This is a genomic window from Candidatus Poribacteria bacterium (assembly GCA_026706025.1).
GTDB lineage: Bacteria > Poribacteria > WGA-4E > WGA-4E > WGA-3G > WGA-3G.
This window is the reverse complement of record JAPOZO010000075.1, coordinates 1-20601: the sequence shown is the minus strand read 5'-3', so window position 1 is coordinate 20601 and position 20601 is coordinate 1. Positions and strand designations below refer to the sequence as shown.

The window sequence follows — 20601 nt, the reverse complement described above, 5'->3', positions numbered from 1 at the left end:
TCAACAATTTATCGTATCACATCGCTCCCTGAAAATCCACCGTTAATTTGCAAGGACAGTAAGAGGTAGCTATCGGTAGTTCTCTGGGAATATCAATCGCTCGACGTGTTCAATCAGAATGTGCAAGACTTTAATATGGATTTCTTGAATACGGTCAGCCGTGTTGCCGGGGGCAATCAGGCATATATCGCAGTGCTGCTTAATATCCCCGCCATCCCCACCGAGCAGTCCAAATACTTGCATCCCACGTGATTTCGCTGTCGCTGCTGCACGGACAACGTTTTCAGAATTTCCGCTGGTTGACAGGACTACGAGTAGGTCGCCGCTGTGTCCGAGTGCTGACAGTGGACGCGCGAAGACCTCTGCAAAGCCGAAATCGTTTGCTGTGCAGGTAATATGCCCGGCATCGCTGAGTGCCATGGCTGGAAGCGGTCTCCGATCATCTCGAAACTTCCCTGTACATTCCTCAGCGAAATGGACAGCGTCGCATAAACTGCCGCCGTTCCCGCACGTGAAGATCCTGCCTTGCCGTTCAAATACGTCTTGCATCATTTCCGCTGTCTCCGCGATGGTTGTGATATTCTCAGGATTTCGGATAAACCGATCAAGTACGTCCTGCGCTTCTAACAACGCATCGCGAATGCTATGCAAAATGTCCATTATATTTTTCTCTTTCCGAGTGTAAAGTTTTCAGTCTATGCTCTGCTCGAAACTGAATCGGCTGCCCCTGTTATTCTTTCAGCTGTAGCAATTGGACAAAAAAGCAGGGCAATCCCAAATGCCCTGCATACATTCTATACCTTGCGTCTAAAATAACTCTGTGTGTGGAACAAAAGCGTAGACACCTTAGTCTTGTTTGTCGCATTTGACTGGTGGGAACGATACATATTTCCAACCTTCCGCTTTGTTCTTTATATTTTCCGCCTTCAAATAATCGACAAGTTCCTGCATGGTTTTGAATCGGGCAGCAAACTCTTCTTTCATTTTATAGCATTCCTCAAGGATAGGATCCATGGGGGGGTGTTCTTTCTCTTTCACGTGCATCTCCTCAATCAACTCTACAGGGGTACAGAGGATCGTAGGTTGGTAGCCAGCGGCTCGACAAACCTGATCTATATGCTGCCGCTTAGTTTCGCTGACGATATGTTTATAGTTCCAAGAGGTTAGGTACTCGATGCCATTTACCACAGCAATAGCAATATGTTGAGCGTCCGGGAGCGAATGTGGTGGTACAGCACCTGCATTTATTAGTTCCAGTGCAAGAATAACTGCCTCCGGGGACAATTCCAATACCGTAAGACCTGCCAATGCCTCAATCCGACGCTGTGCTGCGATTTCATCGCCTTGTCTAATTTCGGTAATAACTACATCCGATACGATAAACTCAAAATTATCGGAATAGTTTTCCCAGAACTGTCGTGTGATTCGTTGTCGAACACCCAAGGTCGCATCTGTGCTGGGGCGCGCTGCAAGGTAACTAACGACTGTAGTTTCAATATAAACTTTCGATTTTATATCTTCATATTTTATCATGAAATCAATTTGCTTTCAAATCCTTCTCCATTAATGAATAGTGTTGTTCTCACCAATATCCCTAAATCCGGAAAATTTCGCCTAACTTCCCACCAAGCACACGTCCGGCACCGAGTAGACACGCGATTAGAATTAACATCCCTACCACGCCGAGCGCACTCGCCGTATATGCCCCGTGATCAGGACGTTGAGAGAGTGACCAAATCGCCTTTGTAATTGGATAGTACTTGTCCTGCATTGCCAAGATTAAACTATCACTGACCTCTAACATCGAAAAGGAAAAGACGAGAATCGCACCGGCAAGGATATTTGCGATAACTAAGGGCAACGTTATCTTATATAAGGTTCGGATCGGTGTCGCTCCCATGTTTTGCGATGCCTCTTCGTAACTAACGCTCGTCTGCTGGAGTCCGGCATAGATGGAACGCAACATATACGGCAACCGCCGCACTGCATAACTGATAATCAGGAGAAATGTCGGGTTCTTCCGAGGGTCTATGACAGAAACGAACCCATCAGGGAAATACCTCAGCAGTAGGGTCGTATCCGCAAAACTGCCCATATATCCGAACGCGATCGCAACACCCGGCAACGCCAACGGTAACATCGCGACTGCATCCAACAAATTTTGGAACGGGAGCCGTTTCCGAGTTAACAAGTATGATACCACAATACCGACTAAGAGTGCCAACAGCGTGCTGAAAATACTGTATTTTAGACTGTTGAAGATACTCGGCAGTGTATCGTCATGTGTGAATGTCTCAACATAATGGGCGAAGGTCCACGATTGCGGTAACACGCTCAATCGCCACTGGCTTGCATCCGGTGTCAAGGAGACAAGGATGACACTGATATGCGGTAAGAGTGCCACAAACGTCAATCCCCCGATAAAGAGGTAGATGATGGTGCGCATCCCCCATTTGGCATCCGTTTCACGGGATGTCACATGCCCTCTGCCGAGCATCTCATAGTGCTTACTTCCCGTCCACCGCTTCGAGACATAAAAAGCTAACGCTGTTAGCACAATAATTAGGACAACGAGGGCGTATCCCATTGGATTTGTGTTCGCCTCGGTGACTTGGTTGAAGATCCGCACCGAAATTACGTTGCGGTATTCAAAGATCAGCGGTGTGCCGAGATCCGTAAATGCCCAAATAAAGACGAGAATCGCGCCTGCGAAATACCCCGGCATCATCAACGGCAATGTTATTTGACGGAAAACTTGGAACCGCGATGCGCCCATATTCTCGGCGGCTTCCTCTAAACTCGGATCAACGTTTGCGAGTGCAGCGACGATGTTAAGATACATAATCGGATACAAATGCAACGTTGATAACATCACCACACCCCAGAAACCGCCAGCGAACCAATCAATGGTTTCAGCGATATCCATCAGATTGAGTTTCACCAGAAGCATGTTGATACTTCCAAAATTACCGAAAAACTGCTTCATCCCAATTGCACCGACAAAGGGTGGCATAATCATCGGGATTAGGATGACAGAACGCAACATATTGCGTCCCGGATACCGATATCGCGTCAAAAAATATGCGAGTGGAAGGCTGATGATGCTCGTCACGATCGTGACCATCACACCGATATTGAAGCTGTTAACAACCAGTTCTCGGATATTTGGATCGGTCACCATCAGTTTGAAGTAGGCGAAAGTGAATTTATTTTCAATCCAGAACGCCTCTTTGAAAACATAGAGGAGCGGGTATATAAGGAAGATCAGAAAGAAGAGCGTGGTCAATCCGAGGACAAGCGAGATTGACGGTGTTAAGTCGTACTTTCGCCTAATTTTATCCATTAACGACAGGTTTGTATATCCGCCCTCTTTTATTTCTGAGCGATTCAGCATCTCTTCCCTTTCTCCAACTTTCTATGTGCACGGAACGTTTTACATTCTACATCTATAGGGTACTTCTTAATAATTATACCCTATAGACTGCCGAATTGCATATATTTTTTCGCTCCAGAAGCCAAAGAGATGTGATGGCATTCGGCAGAAAGCTGGCTCACCATCACACCTCGGGTTGTTTCTTTAGAACGTGCTTATAGTAAAACCAGAAAATAAGTTTATACTTGTAGCATAGTAGACCGTTGGTTTCCTGTGCCTCCTGTGTTCTTCGTAGCATAGTAGGCCGTTGGTTTCCTGTGGCAAATTCCCAGTTACCGTTATTTTTCGGAAATCAGTTCTGTGACAGATGAAACACCAAAGAAAATCCTTTCAACCTTTGAGAACGTAATAGTAAAAAATTTTGAAATTTTAATTTGACGAAACCTTTTTCAGGGAGTATAATTAATCTCGTATATTATTAATTAATCTCGTATATTATTAATTAATCTCGTATATTATTAACAATTAGCACAAGTCGTGTAAGTCTTAATTTCTACCGATTGAAGTACCACTATGCAAAACGAACACACCAATATCAACATCACTACACCGATTTTACGCGGAGATAGGGTCTATGGTGTAAGCGTTCATACTGCGCGCCGTTTCTCTGTCCGTTCGTTGATTTCGTGTGTTATTAACTCACAGTTAACAGTCCTGTCTTTAAGGATAACACCCCCCCCCCCGCTTAACATTTAATAAGCACAATACTTCACAAGATAGTATAACCTTCACGGTCGTTCTATCCTTTGTCATGCCTGCGCGCGTTCCGTTTTGCACGGAGCGTTTTGTCGCGGGCTTTTTTTATTGTCACATCCGACGGCTACAAAAACAAGAGCCGATTAGCGATGCGCTAAAGCACGAAAATAAATTGACACACCACGATAGCAACCCACATTGCCTGATCGTAAGGGCTGGGTAACCCAGCCCCTACGATCAATAGCGCGTCGAAATAATTATGGGCTTTACTATAAAAAAGAAAATGGAGGCGTTTATGAAACTGTTGATTGAAAACCGTAAATGGACTTTAGCAATTTTTTTCATACTTTTAATGTTTTTTGGAACATATCTCCAAGGTGATGCGGTTGTTACGCCTGTGAGTGGACGCACGCCGCAGGTGCGGGATGCTATTGTTGCGACGGTGCCGGATATTGACGCTGCTGCCGACGTGACCGAAGCACATCTCGCAGCGATTACGACCCTTAACCTGAAAGGGAAAAATATCGCAACCCTGAAAGCAGATGATTTTGATGGACTGACCGCACTGAGCGATCTGAATCTGTATGGCAATCAACTCCGTCGCCTCCCTGATGGTATCTTTGAGGGATTGACAGCGTTGCGAACGATCCGTCTCGGTGGCAATGCGATTGACCCACTGCCGATGCCTGTTGCGTTAGAAAAAATGGCTGAAGGGCAATTCAAGGCAGTTGCCCCCATAGGTGCGACTTTTGATTATGTGCTGTCCATTGCCGTTACAAACGGCAGCATCACAGGGGGTGCCACGACAGTCACTATTCCGCAGGGTCGTCTGGAAAGTGAAACACTCACTGTCACACGCCCGCCTGGCACCACCGGTGGAGTGACCGTGGATATTGAGACGTTGCCGCGGCTGCCGAGTGAGCATTACGGCTATACGCTTGTCACGGCTGATACTGCTCCGTTATCGGTCATCGCGGGAATCAATACGGCACCTGTGTTCATAGATGGGACAAGCACTACGCGTCCTGTCGCGGAAAATACCGCTGCATCGACAAACATCGGTGCGGCGATCCGCGCAAGAGATGCTGAAAACGACCCATTGACGTACACACTGAGTGGCGCGGATGCGAGCGCGTTTGCCATGGACACTGCCACCGGACAACTGAAAACAAAAGCATCCCTTGACTATGAGACCCAAAACGCCTATAGGGTGACAATCACCGTCTCTGATGGGAGTCTCACAGACACCATCACGGTGACAATCACCGTCACCGACATAGACGAAGTTGTAAACACGGCACCGTCTTTCTATGAAGGCGACAGCACCACGCGTGTCGTTTTTGAGAATACCGCTGTCGGGCTGAATATCGGGCCTCCTGTGTTGGCAACCGATGCGACTGATGACTTTTTAAGGTATACCCTCGGCGGCGTTCATGCGGATGCGTTTGCGATTGACACTGCCACCGGACAACTGAAAACGAAAGCACAGCTTGACTATGAAACCCAACGGCTCTACACGCTGACCATCACCGTTGAAGATGAAGAACTCTCGGATACGATCACGGTGATTGTCAGTGTGATGGATGTCAACGATACTCTCAGGAGTGCGGGGTTTCTCCCGGTAATAGAACGCACGCCAGAGGTGCGGGATGCGATTGTTGCTGCTGTTCCCAACGCGACAGATGCCGCCAGTGTTACCGAAGCAGATGTTGCTGCGATCAGAACCCTTAACCTGAGAAATAGCGGTATTTCATCCCTGAAACCGGGTGATTTCTCGGGTATGACTGCCCTACGCAACCTGAATCTGTATGGCAACCACCTCAGCAGCCTGCCGACAGGTATTTTTACCGGATTGCCAGCACTGACATCGCTCAGACTGGGGGGCAATGTCCTTGACCCATTACCGCTAATTGTGTCTCTGCAAAGTGTCGGTGGTGGTGCGTTTAAGGCGGTGATGCCCACAGGCGCGCCGTTTAATATCGTGCTGCCGATTGATATAGCAAGCGGTGCGAGGCGTGTTGTGATCCCGCAAGGCAGCATGGAAAGCGTGCCCTTTACAGTCGTCGGCACGGGCACCGAAACGCCAAAAGTGGCATTCCTTCGGTTCCCCGGATTGCCTGCTTATCATTATGGGTATACGCTCGCACAATCGACTGTCTGCCACCGCACCGAACAGGTCGCCGCGGCGATTGCGGCAGCTGTCGGCGTAGAGGACTGTAGCACAGTGACAGAGATTGATCTCGCTGCAATCACAAGCCTAAATCTATCAAATGCTGCGATCACAGCCTTGCAGGCAGGGGATTTCGATGGCATGCTATCGCTGAGAAGGCTTTCTCTTGATGGCAACGATCTCACCCGCCTGCCGAGCGGTATCTTTGACGACCTCGTTTCTCTGACAGAACTCTCCCTAAATGCTAACCAATTGACAACGCTACCGAGTGGTATTTTTCGCAATTTAACATCACTGACACATCTTTATCTACAGCGTAATGACTTGCCTGCGCTCTCTGCCGATGTGTTTGAGGGACTTTCGGCTCTATATGCGATTAACTTGCAGCAGAATGCACTCACAGATTTACCGAGTGGTCTCTTTGATGGAACACCCTATCTTCAGAGTCTCCTGTTATCTCATAACAATCTGACTTCACTGCCAGCCGGTATCTTTGAGGGTTTGACGGAGCTCCAGCAATTGGATCTGCGTTGGAACCCGGACGCGGCTTCACAATTGCCGTTGGTCGTGGCACTCGAAAAGGTTGGAACGAACCGGTTCAAGGCAGTTGTGCCGAGTGGCGCGCCCTTTGAAATAATGCTACCGATCAAGGTTGCCAATGGCACTTCGGTAGATGGCGCGACGGCGATCATCATTCCGAAAGGCAGTGTGGAAAGTAGAACGCTGACGCTGACGCGCACGCCTAATACGATCCATGCTGTCACCGTGGAGATTGAAACGCCACTGCCGATGCATCCCGCGACACATAACGGGTACGTGCTTGTCAAATCCACAACACACCCCTTGGAAGTTATCGAACAGATCAACGTACCACCGGTCTTCACGGAGGGTGCGAACACCCTCCGCGCAATCGCTGAAAATGTGGCTATCGGCACTAACGTTGGTCTCCCTGTGATAGCAACCGATGTGAATACAGGCACTACCTTGACCTATAGCCTTGATGGAGCAGGTGCTGCAGCGTTTGACCTCAATAGCAAGACCGGACAGATCAAAACGAAGGCATCGCTGGACTTTGAAACGAAAAAGACGTATTCCCTCACGCTCACCGTTTCCGATGGCACGCTCACGGATACGATTGACGTTACGATCAACGTCTCTGATGTCAACGAGGCACCCGTATTTGCGACTGAGAGTCTCACAACACACACTGTCGCAGAAAATACACCAACGGGTGAGAACATCGGGCCCCCTTACAGCGCGACGGATGTGGACGCGGATACCTTGACCTATAGCCTTGATGATGGGACAGATGCTGCAGCGTTTGACCTCGATAGCGAGACAGGGCAGTTGAAAACGAAGGCAGCACTGGATTTTGAAACGAAAAAGACGTATGCCGTCAGGCTCAGCGTCTCCGATGGCAAGCTCACGGGGACGCTTGCTGTTACGATCAACGTCTCTGATGTCAACGAGGCACCCGTATTTGCGACTGAGAGTCTCACAACACACACTGTCGCAGAAAATACACCAACGGGTGAGAACATCGGGCCCCCTTACAGCGCGACGGATGTGGACGCGGATACCTTGACCTATAGCCTTGATGATGGGACAGATGCTGCAGCGTTTGACCTCGATAGCGAGACAGGGCAGTTGAAAACGAAGGCAGCACTGGATTTTGAAACGAAAAAGACGTATGCCGTCAGGCTCAGCGTCTCCGATGGCAAGCTCACGGGGACGCTTGCTGTTACGATCAACGTCTCTGATGTCAACGAGGCACCCGTATTTGCGACTGAGAGTCTCACAACGCACACTGTCGCAGAAAATACACCAGCGGGTGAGAGCATCGGTACGCCTTATAGTGCGACGGATGTAGACGCGGATACCTTGACCTATAGCCTTGATAATGGGACAGATGCCGATGCGTTTGACATTGATAGTGAGACGGGACAGCTGAAAACGAAGGCTCTTTTAGATTTTGAAACGCAAAAGACATACTCCGTCAGGCTCACCGTCTCCGATGGCACGCTCACGGATACGCTTGCTGTTACGATCAAGGTCTCTGATGTCAACGAAGCACCCGTATTTGCGGTTGAGAGTCTCACAACGCACACTGTCGCAGAAAATACACCAGCGGGTGAAAGCATCGGTACGCCTTACAGTGCGACGGATGTGGACGGGGATACTTTGACCTATAGCCTTGATGCAGCAGATGCAGATACATTTGACATTGATAGCGAGACGGGACAGATTAAAACAAAGGCGGCTCTTGACTATGAAACAGAAACATCTTATTCGGTTACAATCCACGTCTCAGATGGCAAGATCACAGATACCATCACCGTCACAATAGATGTTACAGATGTGGAGGAAAACCGTGCGCCCGCCTTTACAGAGGACAGCAGCACGACACGTTCCATTGCTGAAAATACGCGTTCGGGTATCAATATCGGCAGTGCTGTTGGGGCAACAGACCCGGACAACGATGAATTAACCTACAGTCTGAGTGGTCCAGATGCGGCATCGTTCAGTATTATCAGCACTTCTGGGCAGCTCCAAACCAATGCTCATCTTGACTATGAGAGGAAACGATCCTATACGGTTATTGTCTCTGTTTCTGATGGTAGTTTGACAGACAGCATCACCGTCACAATCAGCGTTACAGATGTCTACGAAAGACCGCCCAATAGAGCACCTGTCTTTGCAGAGGGCACCAGCACCATACGTTCTGTAGTAGAGAACACGGGAGCCGGCAAAAACATCGGCGCTCCGGTCTCTGCCACGGATGTGAATAGGAATGATACACTCACCTACAGTCTAAGTGGTACAGATGCGGCTTCGTTTCGTATTGACAGTGCCTCTGGACAGCTTCAAACCAGGGTCTTACTTGCCTATGATACGCAAACATCCTATACGGTAACGATCACCGTTTCTGATGGTAAGGGCGGGAGTGATAGTATTACCGTTAAGATTGTGGTGGAAAACTATGCCCCTTTCTTTTCAGAGGGCAGGAGCACCACACGTTCTGTACTGGGGGGCAAGCCAACCGGTAGAAACGTCGGTAATCCGGTTTCTGCCACAGATCTCAGCAGTAATGATACACTCACCTACAGTCTGAGTGGTACAGATGCGACATCGTTTACCGTTGTTAACACCTCGGGGCAACTCCGAACCAGTGGATCCCTTACCTATGGACAATCCTATAGCGTAACTATCATTGCTTCAGATGGTAGGGGTAAGCGTGATAGTATTACTGTCACTGTCACTGTTCTAAAACCTGTCGCTGAACGCACAACACAAGTGCAAGACGCTATCGTGGCAATATCGAGTGTTAGTAATGTTGATGATGTGACGGAAGCACACCTTGCGTCAATTACTGCGCTTGATCCGCCAGGCGCGAGCATTGTCTCTCTAATGCTCGGTGATTTTGATGGACTCACTGAGATGACAGAGCTCGACCTGGGCGGCAACGATCTAACTTCGTTGCCGGCGGGTATCTTTGACCACCTCACTGCCCTGACAACGCTCGACCTGGCCGACAACCTTCTAACTTCGTTGCCGGCGGGTATCCTTGACCACCTCACTGCCCTGACAACGCTCCAGTTGGACGAGAACCGTCTAACTTCGTTGCCGGCGGGTATCTTTGACCACCTCACTGCCCTGACAACGCTCGACCTGGACGACAACCTTCTAACTTCGTTGCCGGCGGGCATCTTTGACCACCTCACTGCGCTGACATGGCTCGACCTGGCCGACAACGCTCTAACTTCGTTGCCGGCGGGTATCTTTGACCACCTCACTGCGCTGGAAGGTCTCTCTCTGGCCGACAACGCTCTAACTTCGTTGCCGGCGGGTATCTTTGACAGACTCACTGCCCTGGAAGATCTCTACCTGAACGAGAACGCTCTAACTGCGTTGCCGGCGGGTATCTTTGATAAAAACACTGCCCTGACAGGGCTCAGGCTGTGGAACAATGCTCTAACCTCGTTGCCGGCGGGTATCTTTGACAAACTCACACAGCTGACATCCCTCAGGCTGTTCGGAAACAATATCACCGATGTATCCGAACTTGAAAATTTGACTTCGCTGACGGATTTATATGTCCACAGAAATCCAATTTCGGATTATGGGCCCCTTGTGCGCCTCAAGGCAGCAAATCCGAGTGTTCAGATTTATCATATTGATTTGAATAACAACCCACCTGTGTTCACAGACGGCACCAGCACCACTCGCTCCGTCGCGGAGAATACCGCAGCCAATACAAACATCGGCACGGCGGTAGGCGCGACAGATGCGGATACCACTCATGTGCTCACCTACACACTCGGTGGCACGGATGCGGATTCGTTCAGCATTGTCGACACCTCTGGACAGCTCCAAACCAAAGATCCACTGGATTATGAAACGAAGACATCTTATACAGTAACCGTGACCGTCTATGACGGGAACCATGGCGGCAATAGAATTACCGTCACTATCAATGTCACAGATGTAGTCGGTGCTGCGCCATCCGTGCAAACAACGCCTGTAATTCCGGATGAGACCCTCTTGCTCACGAACTATCCCAACCCATTCAACCCTGAAACGTGGATCCCGTATCAGCTCGCCAAACCGGCTGACGTTACACTGACGATCTACGATATACGCGGTGTTGTGGTGCGGGAGTTGCAGCTGGGGTATCAGGCTGCGGGTTTGTATCATAGCCGTTCGCGTGCGATCTATTGGGATGGCAGAAATGAACTCGGTGAGAAGGTTGCGACAGGTCTGTATTTCTACACGCTTAAGGCGGGTGATTACGCGGCGACGCGCAAGCTGCTGATACGCAAGTAGGACCCATAGGTGTCAATTTATAGTGAAGCCATAAGTGTCAATTTAAGAAAAATAGCCATCTCGGTCTGCAAAAACACCCTCGGCACGCAAACCGAGATGGTCGGTTTTGCGGTGTACACACCCAAATGCGATCTGCATTCCTAACGCTTTCCACTGTTGCGTTCTGAACTGTGATTTTTCTGATGGCTCTGATTTGCATGATAAGAGTGCCTATCACAATCAACTGCAAACCGAGTCCTGACGACTCGGCAGTTCTGCGGGAACGCCGTCTTTGTAGAAACTTCAACGCCGCACTCAGCATCTTATTTTCCATCAGAGATCTTATCAGAAAAATCAGAAAAATCACAGCAATCAGAGTTCAGACTTACTCTGCCGAGACTGGCATGGATAATCGCTAAATTGACCCCTATGGTACATCGCAAAACCGCACCTCCCGGGCCTGGGGTAGAAACCTGACCGAAGAACGGAACAACTGAATCGCTCTGGACTGAAAACTAATTCTTGTTGACCGCTAAACGCGATGCATGCTATACTAAATCAATATCCACAATACAGTAATATAACCCAAGTTGCTACCAACGGGTTTTGAACATTGTAACACGATTTCTCGGACACTTTCTTCACCCCGTAGGGGTGTTATGTCTATAGAAACGGCGTATTTAAGCGATAGCACTCCGTAGGAGTGCTATGTCTATAGACCAGTGGCAACTTGCGTTAATATAGAATATTTATGGCAACAGTAAAACTCGAAAACATCACGAAACGATTCGGTGACCTTACTGCGCTCGACGACATCACCCTCGATATCCAAGACCAAGAATTCTTCGTGCTTCTCGGTCAAACAGGTGCTGGGAAAACGACAACGCTCCGCTGCATCGCTGGCTTGGACAAACCCGAAGAAGGCACAATTTATTTGGACGATGTCAGTGTTAACGATAAAACGCCAGCAGAACGCGATGTCGCCTTCGTCTTTCAATCCCATATTCTCTATCCACATCTGAGCGTTTATGAGAATATGGCGTTTCCATTACATCCGAGAAAACTCTCTACCGAGGAAATCGACCGGCGTGTCAGAGATATCGCGCAGATGCTCCATATCGAACACCTGCTCATGCGTATGCCGAACCAGTTGAGCGGTGGTGAGACACAGCGCGTCGGACTCGGACGGGCGATGGTACGTCGTCCGCAAGTCTTCCTCATGGACGAGCCGATATCCAATCTGGATGCGAAACTCCGCACGGAAATGCGCGCCGAAATCCGTTGGCGGCAACGTGAACTCGGCACGACGACTTTCTATGTAACACACGACCAAATCGAAGCAATGTCAATGGCGGACAGAATCGCCGTGCTTGAAGCGGGTAGAATCCAGCAACTTGGAACCCCGTCGGACATCTATAACCACCCTGCCAACCTATTTGTCGCGGGTTTCATCGGTAATCCGAGCATGAATTGCATCCCATGCGACATCACCAGCACCAATGGCGAACTTCACTTGAAATTAGCAGACGACACTGGAAATAACAATTCTGTGACAATCCAAGATGCCCGGATTGCTAAAGCACTGAACGACAACACCTCAAACAGCGACACTGTCTTTGGCGCGCACGCTGAGGATGTCCTTGTGAGTCATCAATCCATTCCGAACGCTTTTCAAGCGGAAGTCTATAGTGTCGAACCGCTTGGCGCGGAAACAATCGTTGAGGTGACCCTCGGAACGGATGCCGCAGGCGCGCATACTATTCTCAAGGCATGCACAGCCCCGAACTTTGCAGCGGAGATTGGGCAACATCTCTATGTCTCGTTTGTCCCAGAACGTATGTACTTTTTCGATAAAAACACTGGCGACGCTATCTTGTAGGCGGGATTTGAACTGTGATTTTTTTTATTTCTGTGATTGCCATGATAATACTATTGTCGGGAACGTTCTCTATTGATACCCGCTACCCCCCGCCCCCGCAAGCGACGGATGGATTTCTGAAGACGATCGGTTATCGGAACTCTTCAAGTAGAAATGGTGTTACCAATTATGAACTGGCGACTTAGACTCTTTAATCTCATCCCAAATTTTCTAAAAGGTATCGGCTGCCGACTCCTACGCAGACTGGGGTATGACCCCGATGCGTGGTTAGAAAATTTTCTTAAAGAACACAAAGGAGACTGAAACGTGAAAGGCGGAGATATTCTCATCGAATGCTTGAAAGCGCAAGGCATCTCAGCGGTTTTCGGAATGCCCGGCACCCAAAACATTCAGATTTACGACGCTTTGCTGCGACGCGGAAAAGACACAATTGACCACTACCTCGTCCGACATGAATATGCAGCAACGCAGATGGCGGACGGCTTTGCCCGCGCAACGGGAGAGGTGGGTGTCGCTATTACTGTGCCGGGACCGGGTGCCAGCAACGCATCAACAGGGATTTTAGAGGCATTTACCGATTGCGCCCCTGTTCTACTCATCACCGGACAGAGCGATTCCAGTCTCTACAGCAAACACCCGAGCAAAATGTTCCACGGTTTGGATCAGATGCGGTTTTTCGAGTCGCTCACGAAGTACTGTGCTATCGCACACACCGTCGCCGAGATTCCTGTCGTCGTCGAAAACGCCTTTAAAGCGATGCGGAACGGGAGACCCGGACCGACAGTGCTGGAATTCCCGATGGATGTCGTCACAGGAGAAGGCGAGGTCCGAATCCCCAAGCGTGTGGAACGCGCCGAATTACCGCCACCCGACGATACAGACCTCAGCACCGCCGTTGAAACTATCCGCAACGCCAAGATGCCATTAATCTTTGCCGGATCAGCCGTCTTTCACGCAAACGCCCGAAACGAGTTACGGCTCCTCGCCGAAAAACTGAACGCACCTGTCATCGTTACCCGTAATGGAAAAGGCGTTTTATCAGAAGACCATCCGCTGGCATTACAAATCTGCTACGGCTATCTCGGACGCGAGGCACTCCAACGGGCTGATTGTCTAATCGGCATCGGACCCCGCTTCACCTCAATTGATACCCGAAACTGGAGTCTGGAACTGCCCCAACCCTTCATCCAAATTGACGAAGACGCAGACGAGATTGGACTTGAATATCCGTGTGATGTGGGAGTCGTCGGTGATATGAAACTGACGTTGCAAGCACTCATTGAGGATGTTGGTCCCGGCGAAAATGACTGGGACGAGACACTGGCAGAACTCCGCACAAAATTTGATGCACAGCCATCGTTGCCAGTCATCCATGAATTACAGGATGTGCTTCCACGGGATACTATCTATGCGATTGATGTCCATGCCCTCGGCTATGCGTCCTTTGCTGAATTTCCTATCTACGATCCGAGGACTTTCCTCTATCCGAATATCGGCGTAGCGTTAGGACACGCATACCCTGCGGCGATTGGTGCGAAGGTGGCACATCCCGACCGTCCGGTTATCTGTTTCAGTGGCGATGGTGGGTTCCTGATGGGTGCAGTGGAAATGGCAACCGCTATGAAATACGGCATCAACGTCGTGGCGATTGTCGTAAATGACGGTGCCTTGTCAGCGATTAAAGGGTCTCAAATAAAGGGATGCGAAGGACGCACAATTGATACCGATCTGCTCAATCCTGATTTCGTTGAATTCGCAAAATCTTTCGGTGCGTATGCCAAGCGGGTTGAGAATTTGGGTGATTTCAAGGACACCTTACGCGACGCACTTGCTGCCGAAAAACCGGCACTCATCGAAGTGATGCTACAGGAACGGCAGGACGATATTATCAACGTCATCGGATGGTTGATGGCCGAACCGCTCCGAAAAACAGATTTTTAACATTCTTGACTCAATTTCACGATACCAAACTCTCACTTTTTTGATATTCTGCCAACTTTTCGAGAAGCAAAAGTTGTTCGGCTCGCTCAGTCGGTTCCTCATGCAAGTGTTTAGGTGTGTAATTCATTACCAATGCCTCAAGCATCGGTTTCCTATTTTCTTCCTTCGCGCCAAGGTAATAGAAGTGCTCCTTGGTTAACATATTAAATTCCGACCACAACGTCTTCAGAAAGACATTCTCCCTGTGCTGATTGCTATGCCAAGTAGATAAGATAAATTTGCCAGGAGATTGATTCAAAGTCTCAAATAGATATTGTTCATTCTCTTCGTCCCAACTATCGAAATAATCGACGTGCCGTCCAACATAAGGCGGATCACAATAGACAAAATCGTCTTCAGAAATCTCTTTGAGTGTTTCTCTATAATCTTGGCAGATAAAAGACCAGTTGGAATGCCTTGACAAGACGTAAACGTAGTCAACTTGATTCACAATCTTTGTGATGTATGCTTTGGCAAATCGCTGAGGCTTGTGCCCGAAAGGCACATTAAAGTCCCCTTTACGATTAAAGCGAATCATTCCATTGAAGCAGCAGCGATTTAAAAAGAGAAAATCTAAGGGTTCATGCGTTTTATTAAACCGCTGTCGAACTTCATAATAGTAATCTTGCCCACATCTTGATAGTATTTCGCCTTGTTGTTCAAGGAATTTTCTCACTTTCAGACCATCTATCTTTCCGCTCGCGATTGCGTTATAGAAATTAATCAGACATGGGTTGCTATCTGCAAAGACAGCGTTGCGCGGTGTGATATTGAAACCGACAACGCCTGACCCCATAAACGGTTCAATCCATCTGCCTTCAAAAGACCAGTCCACAACTCGCTTTATGAAAGGAACAAGTTTGCTTTTTATTCCTTGACATTTAATTGGTGGAATCATAACTTTCATCATATCCGATTCAATATTCGCCGCGTGTGTTCCAGCCCGGGTACTGTTCTTCTAATGCCTTAAGCGTTTGGGGCGTGTAGTATGGGTGACCCGCAGGCGGAAATCGAAAGACTTCACGCTCTGCTGCTGTCAGTGTGCCGATGAATTTCGAGAACGTTGGATTCCGACCTTTGTCTGTGTAGTGCCGAAAACCTTCCCAATAGTGGTCTGCGCGTCCGAGACCGAAGCCCCACGTGTAGCGTTGTCCGTCCTCGCGTAGATAATCGCTTGCCGAATGCAGTGTATAGTTGTTGAAAATACAGAGGGTTCCGCCTTTACAAATAAGCGGTTCGTATTCAGAGGTATCCCGTCCGTGTTCCTTAGCAAGTAGTCTAAGCGGTGCCTGATCTGCGTCAACATCCTCAAGGTGTACCCAAAAGCCGAGTTGCCCGAATTCACGAGCACTCTCGGACTGTGGTAGCAGTGAGTTGTTGCCGTTATCAATGTGCAAATTGCTTGGATCGCTACCGACACCCGGGCCTTTAAATCCGGGATAGCGTGCAATCATACACCCAGCACGGTAGTGAATATGCTCCGTTTTCAGAAATTTACGTGCGAATGCCCAGGCATCGGGGTCCACGATCGCACGTAATAACGCCATTTCAGCGGGCGGGAATTCGGTCAAAGTCGCTCTACCGGGTGGCGGGTCATCCTTAACTTCTTCCCATGTCGGGAGTACACGGCGTTGGGCAGCCTGCATCTCCGCAAGTTGTTCACCTGAATAGTAGTCGGGTACAATTAAATAGCCTTTCGCTAAGAGTTCATCCAGCTGTGCATCGGTAAATTTCTTAGGCATGAGAACCTCCATTGGAAAAGTGGAGCAAGTTTGAAGGAAAACACGTTAAAAATTTTTGCTGACGAACCTTGAACAAAGCCCGCCAGCAAATTGAAGCTCCCCCAGACGGACTCGAACCGCCGACACGATGGTTAACAGCCATCTGCTCTACCGACTGAGCTATGGGGGAATGTTAGTGTTAATTATAACCTATCTCGTCAGCAATTGCAAGTTAAATAGTACTTTTTGGCTGCAAGCGAAACAGACTGATTTTAATTATACAGTATCTTATTCGCAGTTGCAAATTAAATTCCGCTATCCTGTTTAACACCCGCACACAACTTCAGTTCCCGGAACGCCTTGTTCGCCTTTCGTTTCATAGCCATCGCGCTTCCACCAATCTAAACCACCCATCAACTCTTTAACATTAAACCCCAACTTCGCCATATTTAAAGCACCTTTGGTAGAAGCATTACAGCCGATACCGTCACAGTAGGTCACATACACCTTAGATTTATCGAGTTCACGTGTAGTCGCCTCAGACATTGTTCGATGCGGGATATTTATGGATGTTGGTATATGTTCAAGTGCGTGAGCCTCTGCGGAACGAGCATCTATGACAACGATAGATTCTCCGTTATTGAGTGCTTCATAGAGATCCCAAGAATCCGTTTCGTAATTGAGTTTTGCTTGGTAAAATTCGGTTTGATTCATAACTTCCTTTGTATATAGCGTTAGGTATAAATTTTAATTTCTTCAGGGTTCACAGCGACGATATGAGAAATACGCGCCAGTTCGTCCTCGGATAACACTTGGACAATGTCTTCCCAGACCCGGTCCTCCCGTTCTGAGCGTTTGTATTTGTAAATATCAAATTTACGACTGATGACAAGGATGCGGATGTGTTCATCTCCGTCGTCGAAAACATCAATGAAATAGTCTGGGTCGGGAAAAGAACCTGTTTTGAGAGTATCGTGAATTTTTTGTTTTAAAGTTTCGGATGCCATTCTGTAAATCCCTCGCTACCAGAGCTGGACCTCTTCTGGCGTTGCACCAATAGAGAGGAATACGTGTCCCCATTCCTCTTGAGAAAGATGCTTTACCAATTCATCCCAAATGATATCACTTCTACCTCCCATGGTGTGTCCATTGAATTTTCGGCTAACAATGACAATATGGACATGATCTGCGGAACCGTCAGAAACATCTACAAAATCTTTTGTATCGCTGAAGTATCCGTCCCTGAGCGTATCATGGATTTTCTGCTTTAATATTTCACATGCCATTATGTAAATTCTCCCTTACAGGTTGTTATTTATCCAGTGTATAAACCTTTCAATAGAAGTTATGAACTCAGTTGCCTCTCTACGATTTGTCGGCTTGGATATGTAACGCCAGTTTGGTGTCCATTGGTTGATTTTGTTAAACAAGGATAACATCTCACGATTATGTATTAACCGGTTATAGCCTGGGGTAAGTCTTAGCAAATCTTCCAATTGATGCGTAAAAACTGTGCGGTGCGCGGGAAGTATAGAACGTTGCCGAAGTAGGTCCTCTAACGCGTGCAAATTTTGGCAATTGTAGATGTGCATCAATTTCGTTTTCAAGAGACACTCTACTGCATAACCTCCAACGTACATTGCTCCCCGCCACCGAGCAGCATTGAGAAGTGCTCTCGCATCTGCCAAGCGTTGACGACTAGCTCCAGCGAGTTCGCTGATTCCATTGTGTAAATTACGGTTCATAAAATCAAAAACCATCCACGGCGCGTTTTGCCTCACGCAATTCACGCTCTAAACGAGTTTTTTCACGCGGATTGAGAATGTTCGCAATTTTTGCCTCAGCCTCCTGAATCTCGGCAGGGTCACGGAGAGCAGCTACCGCCCCAGGTCGCCGCCATTTCCGCTGATATTTTGGAGACTTCGCAGGACTCTCGGAATAACTTTGGGATTCTGTATACACTTCGTTTGAAAAAACATTGTCCTCATCTGCCTCATCCCATGGTTCTTCGTCTTCTATCCATGATTCAAAATCTTCTGGGGAGATAACTACCTCATTAAGTGTAGCAGTATTTAGCGGCAAGTCCTCCTCGTCTTCGGATAGCGAATTGGAGGTATTGAGTTCCTGGATTCTCGGTAGAAAGACTTCATTGAATTTTTTATGGAATTTTTCAAGTTTTGAGATAACCCATTCGTGCTGGTTTTGCCAGTCTGATTCATCTGTCGGATCAATGATATCTTTACGTAAGGAAATCCGGCTATCACTACGCTGAGGTAACTTCTCCCATTCAAGAGATTCACAAAACTCCTGCTCAATTTCTTTCCGCTGTTTCTCAAGGATGTAAAAATTTTGTTTTGACATATAAAGCCGGATGGCAATTTCCCTATTGTCCCTGCCCAACCACACCTTCATGTTAAAGCCAGTAAGAGCTATCAAACTTCTGCTAACGTTTAAGTAATTTTCCGAACCCGGTTTATGAAATCTAACTGGAGTGTCCTTTTGAGCTGCATAGTCGCACAATTGTTTCCAAATTTTCCTTCGCCACTCCTTAATTTCTGGCTGCTTTGGCAAATTTTTGGGGCGTTCCTCCAATATAGTCTTCTCCGCTTCTACCGTCCTCGGCTGTTCCGTCAAGGTTTTGATGTGTTCGTCCCTCTCCGATTCGACAGTTCTTAGACGATTTTCTGCTTCCGAGAGACACTTTTTCAATTCAGCATTCTCTACTTCCGCTTCTTCAAGACGTTCTTCGGAAGCAAGCCATTCTCTCTCCATTTCTGTCAGCCGATCTGATTTAGTCTTGATTTGTTTCTCCAATTCAGTTTTTTCTGCTTTCGCTTCATCAAGCTGCTTAGTCATATCCGCGAGGTTTTCCTTAAGAGCAGCATTCTCTACTTCCGCTGGATGTTCTTCAACTTCATCAGAAAAAAGTTGATCTCGGATGGTTTCAACTGCCTCCTTTGCCTCCCTATTTCCGATCTCGCCGAGTACCTCAGCGACGTAAGTTAGGTCTGCCTGAGTGCGGTCAGAGTTCAGATCCTCTACCCCTGGATGTGCCCAAAGATTTCGACCGTCCGCTATAGTTCCAGTCTTATATTGGATTTTTGAATTTGAATCAAATTGTTGACTGAAAGCCCGATCCCAATGCCAATATTTTCCAATAATGTGCGGAAAATGCTTGCTATCCATCGCAGCTTCAATGTTTCCGTTGTGTTTTTGCAGGTCGCTCTCGAATTGTTCCACTTCTGGATCGGGTAAGGAATCTCGAATTAAATCTTCAACCCTTTCGCCTCGAACCCTTTTTAAGCACCGAACGATGAATGGACGCATAGCGTCCCGATATATGTTATGCGCTTCATAAAGTGCAGCCCGATTAGGATATTTTGTCATTTTATGTACAAACCTTCGTATAGATAAATTTCCAAAAGTGTATCACATTTTTCCATCTCTGTCAATCACAAATGAGACTTAAATCGAGTTCGTTTAGTTTCTCTTTCGTAGCGTATCCTGTTAGGTTGCGCTCCTTGATGCACCATAAGTGTCAATTTAGGGATATTTCGTTGTATTTTATAGGAGCATCCTTACAAATGCCGCCCCTCTGGAGCTTGCGTCTGGGAGTTTTTCTACACAGATGCCATCCGTACGGGATTCAAGAGGGGTTTGAAGTTTTCAAGGTCTCCGCGTCGTATCCGGTTCGGTTAGGAAACCGAACCTACCGGACCTGGGGACTGCAAGGGTTGTTTTTTCTAAAATTGACATCTATGGTTGCGCTAATTGATGCACAGGCTAACAGCCTATGCTACAAGGGGTTCCCTGCGAATCAATAGCAAGGATTTGCATTGAAAATAAGTTTCCAAACTATAAAACTATGGTGAACCCAATAAATAAGTATACATTTTCTGATATTTTAGGTATACTCTCG

Annotated in this window: 14 protein-coding genes and 1 tRNA gene; 4 read left to right on the top strand and 11 right to left on the bottom strand. The window is 47.9% G+C overall.

The window, feature by feature from the left end; genetic code table 11:
- Positions 1-69: 69 nt before the first annotated feature.
- The 3 genes from OXH00_19060 to OXH00_19050 form a co-directional block, all read right to left on the bottom strand.
- Entirely contained in the window at positions 70-660 is a 591-nt protein-coding gene (locus OXH00_19060; GenBank protein ID MCY3743122.1) for an SIS domain-containing protein, read from the bottom strand.
- A 186-nt stretch (positions 661-846) separates the two neighbouring features.
- Positions 847-1533, bottom strand: coding sequence for a type II toxin-antitoxin system VapC family toxin (locus OXH00_19055; GenBank protein MCY3743121.1), 687 nt, complete (start codon positions 1531-1533; stop codon positions 847-849).
- A gap of 61 nt (positions 1534-1594) precedes the next feature.
- Complete coding sequence (locus OXH00_19050) at positions 1595-3394, bottom strand: iron ABC transporter permease (protein ID MCY3743120.1); 1800 nt, start codon at positions 3392-3394, stop codon at positions 1595-1597.
- A 1030-nt stretch (positions 3395-4424) separates the two neighbouring features.
- Here OXH00_19050 and OXH00_19045 point away from each other — a divergent pair.
- From OXH00_19045 to OXH00_19030, 4 genes are all read left to right on the top strand, one after another.
- Positions 4425-11123 carry a cadherin domain-containing protein gene (locus tag OXH00_19045; protein ID MCY3743119.1) on the top strand — a complete coding sequence of 2233 codons (6699 nt, stop codon included), beginning with the start codon at positions 4425-4427 and terminating at the stop codon, positions 11121-11123.
- A gap of 730 nt (positions 11124-11853) precedes the next feature.
- Positions 11854-12981 (top strand): ABC transporter ATP-binding protein, encoded by a 1128-nt coding sequence (locus OXH00_19040; protein MCY3743118.1) that lies wholly within the window; start codon positions 11854-11856, stop codon positions 12979-12981.
- Positions 12982-13149: 168 nt separating this feature from the next.
- Positions 13150-13284 carry a hypothetical protein gene (locus tag OXH00_19035; protein MCY3743117.1) on the top strand — a complete coding sequence of 45 codons (135 nt, stop codon included), beginning with the start codon at positions 13150-13152 and terminating at the stop codon, positions 13282-13284.
- 3 nt (positions 13285-13287) lie between these two features.
- A complete protein-coding gene (locus OXH00_19030) occupies positions 13288-14922 on the top strand; it encodes a thiamine pyrophosphate-binding protein (GenBank protein MCY3743116.1) in 1635 nt (544 codons plus the stop codon).
- 16 nt (positions 14923-14938) lie between these two features.
- On the opposite strand, the gene OXH00_19025 is transcribed toward OXH00_19030, so the two are convergent.
- The 8 genes from OXH00_19025 to OXH00_18990 form a co-directional block, all read right to left on the bottom strand.
- Positions 14939-15868, bottom strand: a complete 930-nt coding sequence (locus OXH00_19025) for a Dam family site-specific DNA-(adenine-N6)-methyltransferase (GenBank protein MCY3743115.1) — start codon at positions 15866-15868, stop codon at positions 14939-14941.
- 10 nt (positions 15869-15878) lie between these two features.
- The gene (locus OXH00_19020; GenBank protein ID MCY3743114.1) at positions 15879-16703 is read right to left on the bottom strand and encodes a phytanoyl-CoA dioxygenase family protein; all 825 of its coding nucleotides are present in this window, start codon (positions 16701-16703) and stop codon (positions 15879-15881) included.
- A gap of 96 nt (positions 16704-16799) precedes the next feature.
- Positions 16800-16872, bottom strand: a tRNA-Asn gene (locus OXH00_19015).
- A 134-nt stretch (positions 16873-17006) separates the two neighbouring features.
- A complete protein-coding gene (locus OXH00_19010) occupies positions 17007-17396 on the bottom strand; it encodes a rhodanese-like domain-containing protein (GenBank protein MCY3743113.1) in 390 nt (129 codons plus the stop codon).
- A 20-nt stretch (positions 17397-17416) separates the two neighbouring features.
- Positions 17417-17689, bottom strand: a complete 273-nt coding sequence (locus tag OXH00_19005) for a hypothetical protein (GenBank protein ID MCY3743112.1) — start codon at positions 17687-17689, stop codon at positions 17417-17419.
- Between the two features lie 15 nt (positions 17690-17704).
- Positions 17705-17968, bottom strand: coding sequence for a hypothetical protein (locus tag OXH00_19000; protein ID MCY3743111.1), 264 nt, complete (start codon positions 17966-17968; stop codon positions 17705-17707).
- A gap of 15 nt (positions 17969-17983) precedes the next feature.
- Positions 17984-18427, bottom strand: a complete 444-nt coding sequence (locus OXH00_18995) for a hypothetical protein (protein MCY3743110.1) — start codon at positions 18425-18427, stop codon at positions 17984-17986.
- Positions 18428-18431: 4 nt separating this feature from the next.
- On the bottom strand, positions 18432-20069 hold the full coding sequence (locus OXH00_18990; GenBank protein MCY3743109.1) for a DUF4268 domain-containing protein: 1638 nt from the start codon (positions 20067-20069) through the stop codon (positions 18432-18434).
- Positions 20070-20601 lie beyond the last annotated feature (532 nt).